This is a genomic window from Nitratireductor basaltis, from assembly GCF_000733725.1.
GTDB lineage: Bacteria > Pseudomonadota > Alphaproteobacteria > Rhizobiales > Rhizobiaceae > Chelativorans > Chelativorans basaltis.
Genome location: NZ_JMQM01000001.1, coordinates 2230308 through 2245981 on the forward strand (window position 1 = coordinate 2230308; position 15674 = coordinate 2245981).

11 protein-coding genes are annotated in these 15674 nt (G+C 60.4%); 6 read left to right on the forward strand and 5 right to left on the reverse strand.

Going from position 1 to position 15674, the window contains the following annotated elements; genetic code table 11:
- Positions 1-2: 2 nt before the first annotated feature.
- The 4 genes from EL18_RS10805 to EL18_RS10820 all read left to right on the forward strand — a co-directional run bounded on the left by EL18_RS10805 (position 3) and on the right by EL18_RS10820 (position 4070).
- A complete protein-coding gene (locus EL18_RS10805) occupies positions 3-1112 on the forward strand; it encodes an ABC transporter substrate-binding protein (protein ID WP_036482795.1) in 1110 nt (369 codons plus the stop codon).
- A gap of 108 nt (positions 1113-1220) precedes the next feature.
- Positions 1221-2207 (forward strand): ABC transporter permease, encoded by a 987-nt coding sequence (locus EL18_RS10810; protein WP_051914040.1) that lies wholly within the window; start codon positions 1221-1223, stop codon positions 2205-2207.
- Entirely contained in the window at positions 2204-2989 is a 786-nt protein-coding gene (locus EL18_RS10815; protein ID WP_036482797.1) for an ABC transporter permease, read from the forward strand. Before EL18_RS10810 ends, EL18_RS10815 begins: the two co-directional genes overlap by 4 nt.
- A gap of 1 nt (position 2990) precedes the next feature.
- Positions 2991-4070 carry an ABC transporter ATP-binding protein gene (locus tag EL18_RS10820; protein WP_036482800.1) on the forward strand — a complete coding sequence of 360 codons (1080 nt, stop codon included), beginning with the start codon at positions 2991-2993 and terminating at the stop codon, positions 4068-4070.
- A gap of 46 nt (positions 4071-4116) precedes the next feature.
- Here the strand turns inward: EL18_RS10820 and EL18_RS10825 are convergent, their stop codons facing one another.
- From EL18_RS10825 to EL18_RS10835, 3 genes are read right to left on the reverse strand one after another with little or no spacing between them, the layout of a single operon-like run.
- The gene (locus EL18_RS10825; RefSeq protein ID WP_036482802.1) at positions 4117-5289 is read right to left on the reverse strand and encodes an osmoprotectant NAGGN system M42 family peptidase; all 1173 of its coding nucleotides are present in this window, start codon (positions 5287-5289) and stop codon (positions 4117-4119) included.
- Positions 5290-5292: 3 nt separating this feature from the next.
- Positions 5293-7101 carry an N-acetylglutaminylglutamine synthetase gene (gene ngg, locus EL18_RS10830; protein WP_036484585.1) on the reverse strand — a complete coding sequence of 603 codons (1809 nt, stop codon included), beginning with the start codon at positions 7099-7101 and terminating at the stop codon, positions 5293-5295.
- The gene (locus tag EL18_RS10835) at positions 7101-8879 is read right to left on the reverse strand and encodes an N-acetylglutaminylglutamine amidotransferase (protein WP_036482805.1); all 1779 of its coding nucleotides are present in this window, start codon (positions 8877-8879) and stop codon (positions 7101-7103) included. Before EL18_RS10835 ends, ngg begins: the two co-directional genes overlap by 1 nt.
- Before the next feature lie 278 nt (positions 8880-9157).
- Here EL18_RS10835 and hemA point away from each other — a divergent pair, with 278 nt between their 5' ends.
- Positions 9158-10435, forward strand: a complete 1278-nt coding sequence (hemA, locus tag EL18_RS10840) for a 5-aminolevulinate synthase (RefSeq protein ID WP_036482808.1) — start codon at positions 9158-9160, stop codon at positions 10433-10435.
- Here the strand turns inward: hemA and EL18_RS10845 are convergent.
- Together EL18_RS10845 and mscL are read right to left on the reverse strand one after the other, a co-directional pair.
- Positions 10432-11598, reverse strand: coding sequence for a pyridoxal phosphate-dependent aminotransferase (locus EL18_RS10845; RefSeq protein WP_036482811.1), 1167 nt, complete (start codon positions 11596-11598; stop codon positions 10432-10434). The two genes, hemA and EL18_RS10845, sit on opposite strands and share 4 nt — an antisense overlap.
- A 16-nt stretch (positions 11599-11614) precedes the next feature.
- Complete coding sequence (mscL, locus tag EL18_RS10850) at positions 11615-12043, reverse strand: large conductance mechanosensitive channel protein MscL (protein WP_036482814.1); 429 nt, start codon at positions 12041-12043, stop codon at positions 11615-11617.
- A 148-nt stretch (positions 12044-12191) separates the two neighbouring features.
- Between mscL and EL18_RS10855 the strand changes: the two genes are divergently transcribed.
- On the forward strand, positions 12192-15674 hold the full coding sequence (locus tag EL18_RS10855) for a hybrid sensor histidine kinase/response regulator (protein WP_036482816.1): 3483 nt from the start codon (positions 12192-12194) through the stop codon (positions 15672-15674).

Here is a 15674-nt window from a genome sequence, read left to right on the forward strand (position 1 = left end):
AAATGAAAAAGCTCATCACGAACCGCAGAACATTCATCAAGTCGAGTGCGGCTGGTGCTGCCATCCTGGCGGCCCCGGCCTATCTGCGCTCCACCGCCGCCCGCGCTTCCGGCACGGTCAATGTCTGGACCTATGCGAATTTCATCCCGGATGACTTCAAGGCCGAGTTCGAAAAGGAAACCGGCATCCAGGTAAATGTCCGTCTCGTCGACGACCAGGGCAAGCAGTTCAACCTTCTGGCCGCAGAAGCGCCGAATCCGACCGCGGATATCGTGACCGTTGCCGGGCACCGCTTCTTGCAGTTCATCGAATCCGACCTGCTGTCACCGCTCGACACGGATCGTCTCTCCAACTGGGGCAACATCAACCCGATCTATTCGGAAAGCGACTGGTCCACGATCAATGGCAACAAGTGGGGCGCGCCGATCCTGTCGGGTGCCGAAGTTCTGGCCTACAACACCGAAGTCGTCTCCGAAGACGAGGTGAAGAGCTGGGACGTCATGTTCGCAGACAAGTACAAGGGCCAGACCGCCTACATCATCCAGGACATGATGTCGGTGATGATGCTCTATCTCGGCTATGACGGTAACATGGTCGAATACAAGGACGACCCGGAGAAGGCCGCCCAGATCGTCAAGGAGACGCGCGATCTCCTGATCGAGAACAAGGACATGGTCCGCAAGTTCTACGATTCCGGTGCCGAGGTTCAGCAGATGTTCGTCAATCAGGACATCGTGCTCGCTCACGCATGGAACGGCCCGATCGCCTCGCTCATCGCCGACGGTTTCCCCGTCGCCATGACCATTCCGAAGGAAGGCTCCTACGGCTTCGTCTACACGCTGAACGTGACGAACAACGGCCCGAACACGGACAATGCTTACAAGCTGCTTGATGCGCTTCTGGCCAAGCCCGAGATCGGCGCGCAGATGACCAAGGCCTCCGGCTTCATCTCCACCTACAAGGGTGCGGACCAGCATCTGACCGAGCTGGAGCGCAAGGCTTCCTCCTTCACCGAAGAGGAACTTGCCGGTCTTCAGTTCTTCCGCGCCGAAGCCAATGACATGAAGTACAAGCTTCTTGATCCGGCTGTTGAAGAGATCAAGGCCGCCTGAGGCTGAGTTGATCCGGCAGGCGGCCTCAGCGCCGCCTGCCACCTTCGCCTTTTGGTTTTCATCTACCCGACCGACCTACGCGCGGGCGGGCAGGCTGCAAGTGATAAGATGGCCCACGCCGATACCGATCGGGCGGACACGCCCTTGCCTTCCACGGCACGCGAAAAGCGCAGCATGTGGGGCGCCCTGATGAATAACGGCCTGTACAAGGGCGTAACGGATGTCCTGTTCAAGACGCCGAGGCGGCAGTTTCTACTGTTGGCCAGCTTCCCGCTCTTCTGGGTCTTCTTCGCCCATCTCGGTCCGATCATCGAGATGTTCTATATCAGCTTTCTCGACTCCTACCCGCCGGCTGCAGGTTATGAACCACAGCTGACGCTGGCCAACTGGAGCCGCTTCTTCGAAGAACGCATCTTCATGATCCCGTTCTTCCGCACGCTGGGCTTCGCCTTCACGCTGACATTCGTCACGCTACTGATCACCTATCCGGTCGCCTATTTCCTGGCCAAGCATGTGAAGCGGAAGAACCAGCTCCTGTTCCTGCTCCTGCTGCTCATCCCGTTCTGGGTTGGCGAGATCGTGCGCACCTATGCGATCATGATCCTGCTTGGCAACAATGGTGCGGTGAACCTGCTCCTGAAGTCGATCGGGCTGATCGATCGCCCGATCCCCTTCATGTATACGAGCTTTTCGCTCGGCGTGGGCATCATCTATCTGACAGCGCTCTACATGCTGCTGCCACTCTATTCGGCGCTTGAAAAGATCCCGGACAACTATCTGGAAGCAGCAGCCGATCTCGGTGCGGGCTCCTGGACACGCTTCCGCCGTGTCACGCTGCCCCTGTCGAGAGAAGGCATCGCGTCGGGCTGCACGCTCGTCTTCCTGATCTCCACGGGCTACTACGCGACGCCGGTGCTGCTTGGCGGACCGAGCACCACCGTCTTTGCGGAAAGCATTGCGGGCTTCTTCCATGTTGCGGGGGATGAGTGGCCAACGGGTGCGGCATTCTCCGCGATCATGCTGATCACCACACTTTCGCTCACCGGCATCTTCCTGAAACTGATGGGCCGCGACGGGAAAGGACTACTGAAATGACCCGCCATACACGCATATTGATGTCGGTCATTTATTGGGCCTTCGTCGTATATCTCTTCGTGCCGCTTGTCCTGATGGTCGTCATGGGCTTCAAGGATTCCAAGTTCATCGGCTTCCCGATCCGCGCCTGGACCATGGAGTGGTATACGGGCGTCTTCCAGGACGGGCAGGTGCTGGGCGTCTTCGCCTTCTCCATGGCGATTGCGCTTGCCTCAACCTTCCTGTCGCTCGTCATTGGCACCTGGGTTGCGGCTTTCCTGGGTCCCAACAATTTCCGCGGCAAGCTGATCGTCTTTGCGGTGACCTGCCTCCCGGCGGTCATTCCCGGCATCATCTCGGCCATCTCTCTTCGTATCTTCGCCCGGTTTCTTTCCATCGAACCGGGAATGATGGCGATCATCCTTGGTCACACGGTGCACAATGTGCCGTTTGTGGCGCTGGTGGTGATGGCACGGCTGGCAACACTACCGAGAAGCCAGATCGAAGCTGCGCAGGACCTTGGCGCCGACAGTGTGGTTGCCTTTTTCCGCATCACCATGCCCTATCTGAAGCCGGCGCTGATCGGTGCGGGCATCTTCTGCATGCTCCTGTCCTTCGACGACTTCGTGCGTGCCTTCTTCCTTGGCGGCTACGAGCCGACGCTTCCCGTACTCATCTTCGCAAAGCTGCGTTCGGGCATGTCGCCGGAGATCAACGCCATCTCGACAATCGTACTGATCCTCACCGCGGTGCTGGGCCTGTGGGCTGAGCGTTCCATGCGGCGCATGAACAAGGGAGCCTGAAATGGCTGACACAATCGTTCACATCGACAATGTGACCAAGCGCTTCGGCAATGTGGTGGCGGTCGACCATCTGGACATGAAGATCATGGCCGGCGAGTTCGTCACCTTCCTGGGGCCGTCCGGCTGCGGCAAGTCCACGACGCTGCGCATGCTTGGCGGGTTCGAGACACCGACCGAGGGGCGCATCATTCTGGGTGGTGAAGACGTGACGCGTCAGCCGCCGAACCGCCGTGACGTGAACATGGTGTTCCAGGACTACGCGCTCTTCCCGCATATGACGGTTGCGCAGAATGTCGCCTTCGGTCCGGAGCTGAAAGGCAAATCGCGCCCGCAAATCGAAAAGCGCACGGCGGAGCTTCTGGACTTCCTCCAGCTTTCGGCGCTTGGCGATCGCACGCCCGACCAGCTTTCCGGCGGGCAACGCCAGCGCGTGGCCTTAGCCCGCGCACTTGCACCAGATCCGAAGCTGCTGCTGCTCGATGAGCCGCTTGGCGCTCTGGACGCGAAGCTCAGGGCGCAGGTACAGGTGGAGCTGAAGGACATCCAGAAGCGCACCGGCAAGACCTTCTTCTTCGTCACCCATGATCAGGACGAGGCGCTGACCATGTCGGACCGCATCGTGGTCATGAATGCAGGTCGCGTCGAGCAATCGGGCACGCCGGAAGACCTCTATTTTCGCCCGCAAAGCCGCTTCGTGGCAGAGTTCATCGGCGAGACCAATCTCGTGGAAGGCACTGTTCGCGGCACCGAGGGTGAGACCGTGGCCATGGACTGGAACGGCATCACGGTGGCAGGCTCGGCCCATGGCGCAAAGCCCGCTTCGGGCGCGCAGGTCAGTGCCTCGCTTCGCCTGGAAAGCGTGCGCTGCCACGCGGTCAAGCCAGCCGAACCCAATGCGATCGAGGGCAAGGTGGTCAGCCGCCTTTTCAAGGGCAGCCGTACCGCTCTGGATATCCGCGTGGGCGACAAGCCGGATGCGGTGCTGAAAGCCTATCTGGATTCCGGCGAGGCTGAACGTCTGGGCGGCGAGAATGTCTGGATCAGCTTCCCGCCGGAGCGACTTTCAGTGCTCAGCGGATGACCTGATCGAGCCGGCCAAGTGCCGGCTCTTTCATTTCCACGGTCACTCAGTCCTTCAGGGCCGAGAGCGGCTCGGGCAGCTTGCGCCGCTTCTTTGGCTGTTCTGCCGGATCGGTCGGCTGCTCGGTGAAGCCTTCAAGGTCGGAGACTTCGGAGACGTCGCGCTCGATCTCCAATGGGCTGACGACATAGGCCGTGGTCAGTTCCGCCACGGATCGAAGTGCATGGGTGTGGATACGCTCATAGCCATGCGAGGCGTCGATGCCGAAGGCGATAAGTGCCGTGCGCACATCGTGCCCGGCTTCGATAGCGGAAGCGGAATCGGAACGGTAATAGCGGAAGATGTCCTTCTGGTAGCGAATATCTTCCTCGCGGCAGATCTCCACCAGCTTCTTGGTCAGGTGATAATCGAAGGGACCGGCCATATCGGCCATGCCGATCGTTGCACCAAATTCCGAGGAATTTTGACCCGGTGCCGTGGTGCCGTTGTCGATGGTGACCATGGAGGCGATCTCGGGCGTGATGATCGAGGCTGCGCCCACGCCTACCTCTTCAGCAATGGTGAACAGCCAGTGCGTGTCAACCGGCAGCGTGACGTCGCTGTCCATGATGCTTTTCAGTGAAGCCAGAGCGATGGCCACACCGGCCTTGTCGTCCAGGTGGCGCGAGACGATGAAGCCGTTGTCGAGGAATTCCGGCTGCGGATCGATTGCAACAAAGTCGCCGACATCGATGCCGAGGCTGAGCGTATCGGCACGGGTCCAGCACATGGCATCGATGCGCAGTTCTACATGCTGCCAGCCAACGGGCGCGGTATCCACCTCGTCATTATAGGTGTGGCCGGAAGCCTTGAGCGGCAGGACCGTACCGCGATAGCTTCCCTTCTCGGTATAAATCGTTGCGCGTGCACCTTCGGCGAAACGGGCGGACCAGTGGCCGATGGCGACCAGTTCCAGCCGACCATTGTCCTTCACCATCTTCACCTGGGCACCCAGCGTATCGAGATGGGTGATAATTGCGCGCGCACCTTCGCGACGACCACCGCGCACCACTGCACGAATGGCACCGCGGCGCGTCAGTTCAGGCTCAAGCCCGAGACTTTCCAGTTCCTCGGTGACATGGCGCACAATCGTGTCCGTATAGCCCGTCGGGCTATCGATGGACAAAAGCGCCTTCAACTGGCCCAGCAGGTAATCGACATCGATCTTCAGTCGCGACAAGTGCTACTCCCTTGAGCCCAGCGCCTGTTTCGCAAATCTCGCTCCAGAGCGTGGGAAGAGAAGGTCGACAAAGCGCTCGGCGGTTGGTTGTGGTTCGTGATTGGCCAAACCCGGCCGCTCATTGCCTTCGATGAAAACATATTCAGGCTCGCTTGGCGACCGCACCATCAGATCGATTCCCACCACGGGGATATCTATGGCACGGGCAGCCCGGCAGGCGGCGTCAACCAGCTCCGGATGAACCATCGCCGTCACATCATGGATCGAACCGCCCGTGTGGAGGTTCGCTGCCTTACGCACCGTTATCTCCCGCCCCTTTTGAGGCACGTCTTCGAGTTTCAGGTCAGCGGCAGCAAGACAGCGTCGGGTCTCATCATCGATGGGGATGCGGCTCTCGCCACCGGTAGCGGCCTCGCGGCGGCGGGATTGGCGCTTGATCAGTTCCTCGATGGTGCTGCGTCCGTCACCCACCACGCAGGGCGCGCGGCGAACGGCCGCTGCAACGAGCTTGTAGTCGATGACGACAAGGCGCAGATCCTCGCCTTGGAAGCATTCTTCCAGAAGGACGCGGTCGCAGATCTCGCGCGCCTCGCGGATGGCGCTGTCCACTTCTTCCATCGTCTGGAGGCCGACCGAAACACCTCGCCCCTGTTCGCCCCGCGCCGGTTTGACGACGAGCTTGTCATGCTTCTCCAGGAATTCCTGAAGCTCCTCGCGGCTGCAGTCCGCATCCCGCTGTTCAGGAACCTTGATACCGGCCTTCTGCACAACGCGCCGCGTGACAGCCTTGTCATCGCAGATGGACATTGCGATGGCCGAAGTCAGCTCCGAAAGACTTTCGCGGCAATGAATGGAACGGCCGCCGAATGAAAGACGGAAGAAGCCGCCATCGGCATCGGTGATATCCACGGCCACGCCGCGCCTGTGTGCCTCATCCACGATGAGGCGCGCATAGGGGTTCAGCCGGTCGAAATCGGCCGGCGGATGCGTGAACAGCTTCTCGTTGATCGGGTTCTTGCGCTTGACCGCGAAGACAGGAACGCGCTGGAAACCGAGCTTCTCGTAGAGCGCGATGGCCTGCTCGTTGTCATGCATGACCGACAGGTCCATGAAGGCGGCTCCGCGAGCGGCAAAATGTTCTGCCAGGCGACGCACCAGCATTTCGCCAACGCCGGGATGCGGTGTCTGCGGATCGACGGCCAGGCACCAGAGCGACGAGCCGTTCTGCGGATCGTTGAAGACGCGGCGGTGATCGATGCCGGTGACGGTGCCCACGATTTCGCCGGTCTGCTCATCCTCGGCCACGAAATAGGTGATGGCCCGGCTGTCCCTCTTCGACCAGAAGAAATCCGGCCTTACCGTCACCATGCCGCGGCTCTGGTAGATATTGTTGACGCCCTGGGCATCCACTTCCGAGGTCAGGCGACGAATGAAATAGCCCTGTGTCTGCCTGCGCCCCGGCCGGTAGGTGGAGAGATCCAGCCGGTAGGTGTGCGACGGATCCAGAAACAGCTCCTGCGGCGCAAGCGCCAGAAGCACATGCGGGTCGCGAATATAGAAGGCGATGTCGCGCCGGTCGGGACCTTCCGCGCTGAGGCTTTGCGCAATGTCCTCATTGGTCTTGAAGGTCTGCGCAAAGATGAGCCTGCCCCAGCCGAGGTCGAGCGCGACATTCTCGCCGGGCGCAGGCTGGTGATCATCGGTGCGGCCGATGGCCGGCTTCATGGAATCGGTGCGCATGCGCTGCAGGCGATAACCGGCGGCCTTGTCCTTGCGCCGGTTCTGGTGAGGCTGCCCGTCCTTGCGCGACATCATCCCACTCCATGTGTCTGCAGCCACAGCTCAAGCAGGCCGACCTGCCAAAGCTCCGAACCGCGCAAAGGCGTGATGTGCTCGGACGGTGCGGCATAGAGCCGGTCCAGATAGTCCTGTCTGAACAGACCACGCTCGCGCGCTGCCTGCGAACTCAACGCATCTCGGACCATGTCGAGATAGGGCCCATCGACATATTTCAGCTGCGGGACCGGGAAATAACCCTTCTTGCGATCGATAACCTCTGACGGAATGATCTGGCGGGCGACATCCTTCAGGACACCCTTGCCGCCGTGCTTCAGCTTTTCTTCCGGCGGCACGCGGGCGGCGAGTTCCACAAGCTCATGGTCGAGGAAAGGCACGCGCGCCTCAAGTCCCCATGCCATTGTCATGTTGTCGACGCGCTTGACGGGGTCATCGACCAGCATGACTTCCGAGTCGAGACGAAGCGCGGCGTCGACAGGGGTGTCTGCACCTGCGCGCGTCAGTTGATGTTCGACAAGCGCACGGCTGACATCCGCCTCTTCCATCCATACGGGCGAAAGCTGGGTGGCAAGCGTGGCGTGGTCACGATCGAAGAAGACCTTCGCATAGTCGCCGACCACGTCATTGGAGTCCATGAGCGGCGGATACCAATGATAACCGCCGAAGATCTCGTCGGCACCCTGCCCCGACTGGACGACCTTGATATGTTTCGAGACTTCCTTGGACAGAAGATAGAAGCCGACATTGTCATAAGAGACCATCGGCTCCGACATGGCAGCGAAGGTACCCGGCAGCGCATCCATCAGGTCGCTTGATGGCACGAATATCTGATGATGCTTGGTGCCGTAGCGCTCGGCGATGAGGTCGGAGTAGAGGAATTCGTCGCCCTTCTCGCCATTGGCTTCCTCGAAGCCGACGGAAAAGGTCATGAGGCCAGTCTGGCCTGCTTCCGCCAGAAGCCCGACAATGAGGCTGGAATCAACGCCGCCCGACAGCAGCACGCCCACGGGCACGTCGGCGACCATGCGCCGCTTTACCGCAAGGCGAAGTGCGTCAAGCACGCGGTCGCGCCATTCATCGGCAGAGAGGCTTGCGAGCGAGCTGTCGCGCGCGAAGGGCGGGTCCCAATAGACGCGCTGGCGGCTTTGGCCATCGGGCTCGATGACCCGGATCGTCGCCGGCGGCAGCTTGCGCACACCATTGAGGATCGTGTGCGGCGGCGGGACGACTGCATGAAAGGTCATGTAGTGATGCAGCGCCAAGCGGTCGATGGAGGTGTCGACATCGCCACGCGCCACGAGCGCGGGGAGCGTGGAGGCGAAGGCGATCTTGCCGGGTGTCTCCGCGAGATAAAGCGGCTTGATGCCGAAGCGGTCACGCGCCATCACGATGCGACCACTGTCGCGCTCATGAAGCACGAAGGCAAACATGCCATGGAAGCGCTCGACGCATTCCTCACCCCAGGCATGCCAGGCCTTCAGGATCACCTCGGTGTCGCCTGTCGAGAAGAAACGATAACCCTTGCCTTCGAGTTCGGCGCGGAGCTCGGGGTAATTGTAGATGCAGCCATTGAAGGCGATGGTCAGACCGAGTTCCGGGTCCTCCATCGGCTGACGCGCCTTCTCGGAGAGATCGATGATCTTCAGGCGGCGATGACCGAAGGCCGTGTTGCCTCTCAGAACCACGCCTGCCCCATCGGGGCCACGCGGTGCCAGGCAGTCCATCATCTTGTTCAGGGTTACGGGCGATGGCTGGGTGCCATCAAATCTCAACTCTCCGCAGATTCCGCACATGAGAAGCGGCCAATGCCTCCGTAATAGTAATCACCATGTAACCTGAACGCCCTCAAGGGCTACGGGTTCATCACAGAAGTGTCAAATTGCTCCGGGGTAGTAAAACTCTTGCAAGTGACGCCTATATGGCGTTCAAGGTGGCCCCTCCTCATGGCCATATGGCACTGGCCGCGATTCACGGCTAAACTGTTTTGACCGTGGCATTTTGACCGGTTTCGGCACATGGACGCAGGCAGCGCTGCGCAGTATGTTCGCGCGTGCAACCCAGGAAAGGCATTATGGATTATCAGCGGTTCTTTTCCCAGGCGATCGACCAGCTTCATGCCGAGCAGCGTTATCGTGTATTTGCCAATCTCGAACGCATAGCGGGCGCGTTTCCGCGTGCGATCTGGCGTGCCAATGGACAGGCGCGGGAAATTACCGTGTGGTGCTCCAACGACTATCTTGGCATGGGTCAGCATGAGACGGTCGTGCGTGCGATGCAGGAGGCTGCCGGGCGCATGGGTGCGGGTGCAGGCGGTACACGAAACATTTCGGGCACGAACCATCCGCTGGTGGAGCTTGAGCAGGAGCTTGCCGATCTGCATGGCAAGGAAGCCGCTTTGGTCTTCACATCCGGTTTCGTCTCAAATGAAGCATCCATATCGACCATTGCACAGCTTCTGCCGGACTGCCTGATCCTGTCCGATGAACTCAACCACGCCTCCATGATCGAAGGCGTGCGCCGTTCCAAGGCAGACAAGAAGGTGTTCCGCCACAACGATCTCGACCATCTGGAGAGCCTGCTGAAAGCCGCGGATCCGGATCGTGCCAAGCTGATCGTGTTCGAATCCGTCTACTCGATGGATGGCGACATAGCGCCGATCGCGGAGATCGCCGATCTGGCCGAAAAGTACAATGCCATGACCTATATCGATGAGGTTCATGCGGTTGGCATGTATGGCGAGCATGGTGGCGGCATCACCGAGCGTGAAGGGCTTGCGCATCGCATCGACGTCATCGAAGGCACGCTTGCAAAGGCCTTCGGCGTGATCGGCGGCTATATCACGGGCTCTGCCGCTGTGATCGACGCGGTTCGCTCCTACGCTCCCGGCTTCATCTTCACGACGGCACTTCCGCCGGCAATCGCCAATGCGGCGGCCGCCTCGATCCGTCACCTGAAGAATTCCGCTAGCGAGCGTGAAGCACAGCAGCGCCAGGCACAGCGCACCAAGGATGTGCTGAGTGCCGCGGGTCTGCCTGTCATGCCGTCGCAGACACATATCGTGCCTGTGCATGTGGGTGACCCGGATCTGTGCAAGAAGGCCAGCGACCATCTGCTCGAGCAGCATGGCATCTACATTCAGCCGATCAACTATCCAACGGTGCCGCGCGGTACCGAGCGCCTGCGCATCACGCCGACGCCACTGCATTCCGATCAGCTTATCGACGGGTTAAAGGACGCGCTTCTGGAGACGTGGGAGGCGGTCGGCATTCCCTTCACCGAGCGACGCACGGAGACTGTCGCCTCCAGCGAGCGGATTGTCCCGCTGGTTGTTTCCAAGTCGGGCGGTTAGCGGGCCCTGATCCATTCCGCTATTTTTTCAGCCGCCACCTCGATCTGGTCGAGGCGGCGGTTGAAGCAGAGGCGGAAGTATCCCTCCCCTTCCGCACCGAATGCTGTTCCAGGCGCCAGGCCAATGCCCGTGCTGTCGACGAGATCGATGGCACCCGCATGGGCGTTTGAAACGCCATCCACCGCAAAGAACAGATAGAAGGCACCCGGCGGTGGTGCCAGACGCACCCGCCCGGTTTCCAGTAGCGTGGAGCATAGCAGATCACGAGCTTTCCTTGCCCGCTCGACCTGCTGGCCGATGAAGGTGTCACCTTCATCGAGAGCCGCAACCGCACCGCGCTGCATGAATTCCGCCACGCCAGAAGTCGAATACTGCACCAGGTGGTCGAATATGGGCTTCAGGGATCGATGCGCCCTGATCCAGCCGACACGCCATCCAGTCATCGCCCAGTTCTTCGAGAAGGAATTGACGAAGATGATGCGGTCTTCATCCTCCGCTATGTCGAAGAAGGATGGGGCTCGCCCTTCGTCATAGTGGAAGCGGGTGTAGATCTCGTCCGCGATGATCCAGAGACCATGGCGGCGGGCAAGCGCGAGCAAGGCCCGGAGCGTCTCTTCATCAGCCGTCCAGCCTGTCGGGTTGGCTGGCGTGTTCACGAAGATTGCTTTCGTCTTGCCTGTGATCGCGCTTTCGACCTGATCCAGGTCAAGGCTCCAGCCATTGTCGGTGAAGGTAAGGCTGACGGGCACGGGTGTGCCGCCAGTGATGCCGAACGCAGCTGGAAAATTGGGCCAGGCGGGTGAGAAATAGATGATCTCGTCACCAGCACCACCAACCGCTTGCATGGCCAGTTGGATGGCCTGCATGCCGCCGCCGGTGACGATGAACTCGTCCGGCGCGCAGCTTCTGCCGAAGGTGCGCAGGTGATAGCGCGAAAGCGCCTCGAGCAATGGCGGGATACCGCCCTGCCATGTATAGAAGGTGTGCCCTTCCGCCAGGCTTCCAGAGGCGGCACTGCGTATAAAATCAGGCGTGGGACTGTCGCCTTCACCAACCCAAAGCGGAATGAGGCCGGGCCTGCCCCGTGCATGATCGGCAACGGCAATGATGCCGCTTGCCGGTACGGAACGCGCCTCGCGGCGCAGCGCATCAACAAGCGGCATGCTTTTCAAGCTCCTGTCAGGGCTTCATCTTCTGGGTCGCGAGGAGATCGCGAATCTCGGTCAGAAGCTGCACATCCTGTGGTGGCGCTTTCGGCTCGGCCGGGGTTTCGGCTTCCTTGCGGCGCAGATTGTTCACGCCCTTGACCATGAGGAAAATGATCCAGGCCAGGATCAGGAAGTTCACGACAACGGTAATGAAGTTGCCATATGCGAATACGGCACCCTGTTCGCGCGCGGCCTCAAGGGTCGTTGCGGTAACGCCGTCGGAAAGCGGCACGAAATAGTCGGAAAAATCGAACCCGCCGAAGATCGCACCGACCAGCGGCATGATGACGTCGTCGGTCAACGACTTCACGATCAGACCGAACGCTCCACCAATGATGACACCAACCGCAAGGTCCATCACGTTGCCGCGGGCAATGAATTCCTTGAATTCCTTGAGCATGAAGCCCCCCTGTTTTGAGAAGATCGCTCGGCGCAATCGTCACGCGAGACTGAGAATCAGACTACAGCTAAAGACGTCTTAGCTTAAGGAATTATTGCGCGAGGTCGGTCCGCGTGCTTCCCTCCAAAGAAAAAGGGGAGGTTTGCGCTTGCAGGGCTGGGTCGTAGCAATTGTTGCTGTCGCCTATGTGACGCTTCTGTTCGTCATCGCCAGCCTTGGCGATCGGCGCGCTTCGCGCGCAGCACCGGCTTCGCGGCCTTATATCTATGCGCTTAGCCTTGCCATCTACTGCACCTCCTGGACCTTTTTCGGCTCGGTCGGCCTGGCCTCCGAGCGCGCCTTTGAATTTCTGGCGATCTATATCGGGCCGGTGATCGTGTTCCTTTTCGGCGGGGCATTGCTGAAACGCATCATCAGGCTGGCGAAAAGCGAGAAGATTACCTCCATCGCGGACTTTCTGGCGGCTCGCTATGGCAAAAGCTTCGTCGTCGCCTCGGTTGCGACGTTGATCGCGACCTTCGGCACGATCCCCTATATCGCGCTGCAGCTCAAAGCGATCTCCGATTCCGTCAGCCTCATGGTCATGCATTACAACGGCACGGATGCGACGACCGATCTTGTGATCGGGGACCTGTCCCTGATCGTTGCGCTGCTATTGGCATTGTTCGCGGTGCTGTTCGGCACGCGCCACGCCGATGCGACCGAGCACCAGAACGGGCTTGTGCTTGCTGTCGCGGTGGAATCCATCGTCAAGCTGGCAGCCTTTCTTGCGGTTGGCATCGCCATCACCTTTTTCTTCTTCGGCGGTCCGCTGGATCTGGCAGATACGGTAGCGCGCACGCCGCAGGTCGCCCAAGCCTTCGCCACTCCCACCTCGTTGGCGACCTGGCTTGTCATGACTGCGCTGAGCGCTTCGGCGATCATCATGCTGCCACGCCAGTTTTATGTCACCATCGTTGAAAACAAGGGCCCGGAAGAGCTGAAGACGGCAAGCTGGCTGTTTCCGCTCTATCTCGTCACGATCAACATCTTCGTCATTCCCATCGCGTTTGCGGGTCTGACGCTGGTGGGCAGCCGCACCAATTCAGACCTGTATGTGCTCGCCATCCCCCTGCTTCAGGGGCACGACCTTCTGGCTATGATTGCCTTTGTCGGCGGCTTGTCGGCTGCGACCGCGATGGTGATCGTCGCAAGTGTCGCGCTATCGATCATGATCTCGAACGACCTCGTGATCCCGATCTTCCTGCGACGGCTTCTTCATTCGGATGGGCGGGACAACGAGGATTGGTCGGCGATCATCCTGAACATTCGCCGCGCGGCGATCTTCATCATCCTGTTCGTGGCTTTTCTCTACTACCGCGAGACAACGAACAATACACGGCTTGCCGCCATCGGCCTCATTTCCTTTGCGGCCATCGCGCAATTTGCGCCTTCCTTCTTCGGCGGCCTTTTCTGGCGCGGAGCCAATGCGCGCGGAGCGATACTGGGGATGAGCGCGGGCTTCCTGGTGTGGGCTTATACGCTCCTTTTCCCCTCCCTCGCGCCTGCGGGAACGGACCTGATCGTCAGCGGGCCCTGGGGCATCGAGGCATTGAGGCCGCAGGCACTGTTCGGAACCGTTGCGGAACCGCTTAATCACGGTGTGATGTGGAGCCTCGCCTTCAACACGCTGCTTTTCGTGTTGGGCTCGCTCTCGCGTGCCGCCTCGCCGCTGGAGCGCATTCAGGCCTCGCTTTTCGTGCCGCGAGATGCTGCGCCAATGCCCAGCCTTCGCCGTTTTCGCACCGCCGTCACCGTGAACGATCTGAAGGACACGATCTCGCGCTATCTGGGGGTTGAACGCACCGAACGCTCCTTCCTTACATTCGAAGAGGAGCAGGGAGCGGCTCTCAACGGCAACAGCCCGGCAGACATTTCTCTGGTGCGCTTTTCCGAACAGCTTCTGGCGAGTGCCGTCGGCTCCTCTTCAGCCCGGCTTATCCTCTCGCTCCTGCTCCAGCGTAATGACGGCACGACCCGTGATGCAATGCGGCTCCTCGACGACGCTTCGATGGCACTGCAGCACAATCGGGATCTTTTGCAGACCGCCCTCGACCAGATGGAAGAAGGTATCACCGTCTTTGACCGGGATTTCCGGCTGACCTGCTGGAACAGACAGTTCCGGACGCTTTTCGGCCTGCCGGACAGCATGGGTCAGGTCGGCGTGTCGCTCGGACAGATTGTCGGGCATCTCATCGGGCGGGGCGAGCTGGCGCGCGATGCGGAGAGCTTCACCCTGGAGCAGTTGGCCGATCACCGCGCACCCTGGCAACTCAAGCTGAAGAACAGCGGGCGCATTCTTGAAATTCGCTCCAATGCGATGCCGGATGGCGGCATTGTTGCCACCTATACAGACATTACCGCGCGTGTTGAGGCAGATGCAGCGCTCAAGCGGGCCAATGAGACGCTGGAACAGCGTGTGGCCACCCGGACAGCGGAGTTGATGCAGGTAAACGAGGAGCTTGCACAGGCGCAGATGCTGGCCGAGGAAGCCAATCTGGGCAAGACCCGCTTCCTGGCCGGTGCCGGGCACGACATCCTTCAGCCGCTCAATGCCGCGCGGCTCTACTGCGCGCCGCTACGCGAGAAGGTGGCTGACATCGACACAAGGGGGCTGATCGACCGCATCGAGTCCTCGCTGGATTCGGTGGAGACGATCCTGGGTGCGGTACTCGATATCTCGCGACTGGACACGGGCGCGATGCAGCCAAACGAGACGGTGTTCCAACTGGACAAGCTGCTCAGGCAGATCGAGACGGATTTCCAGCCACTGGCCGAGGAGAAGGGCCTTGAACTTACCATAGTCGAAAGCAGCCTGACCGTTGCCACCGACCGCAATCTTCTGCGTCGCCTGTTGCAGAACCTCGTATCCAACGCGGTGAAATATACACGAAGCGGGCGCATTCTTGTTGGTGCAAGACGGCGCGGGGCGCTGGTGGAAATACAGATATGGGACACGGGCATCGGCATCGCGGAAGGAGAACTGCAGACGGTATTCCGGGAGTTCACGCGCCTTGATGACGGCATGCGGGAGGCGCAAGGGCTGGGGCTTGGCCTATCAATTGTCGATCGCATTGCGCGCGTGTTGCGGCTAGAGCTGCAATTGCTTTCACAGCCTGGCAAAGGCACGCGCTTTTCCGTCATCATGCCGATCAGTACGCGCGCCGTTACACCAGGTCGTGAGCGCCCCCCGCTCATTCCGGTGCGCCACGCCATGCTGGAAGGGCTGAACATCCTGTGCATCGACAACGACACGCGCATCCTCGAGGGCATGCGCATGATGCTGGAGGGCTGGGGATGCCGTGTACAGACCATGAAAGGCCTGGAAGGCCACGAGAGCGAATATCCCGAGGCACCCGACTTTCTGTTCGCGGACTACCACCTCGACCGTGGCAATGGTCTTGATGCCATCACGAAACTGCGCAAGGCCTGGAACGAGGATGTGCCCGCAGTCCTGATTACCGCCGATCGCAGCCGTGAGGTGCGGCAGGCCGCCACCGCGATGGATGTCGCGATCGTGCAGAAGCCGGTCAAACCGGCCGCCTTGCGCGCACTCCTGATGCGCTATCGGCCCTCGCAGGCTGCCGAATAG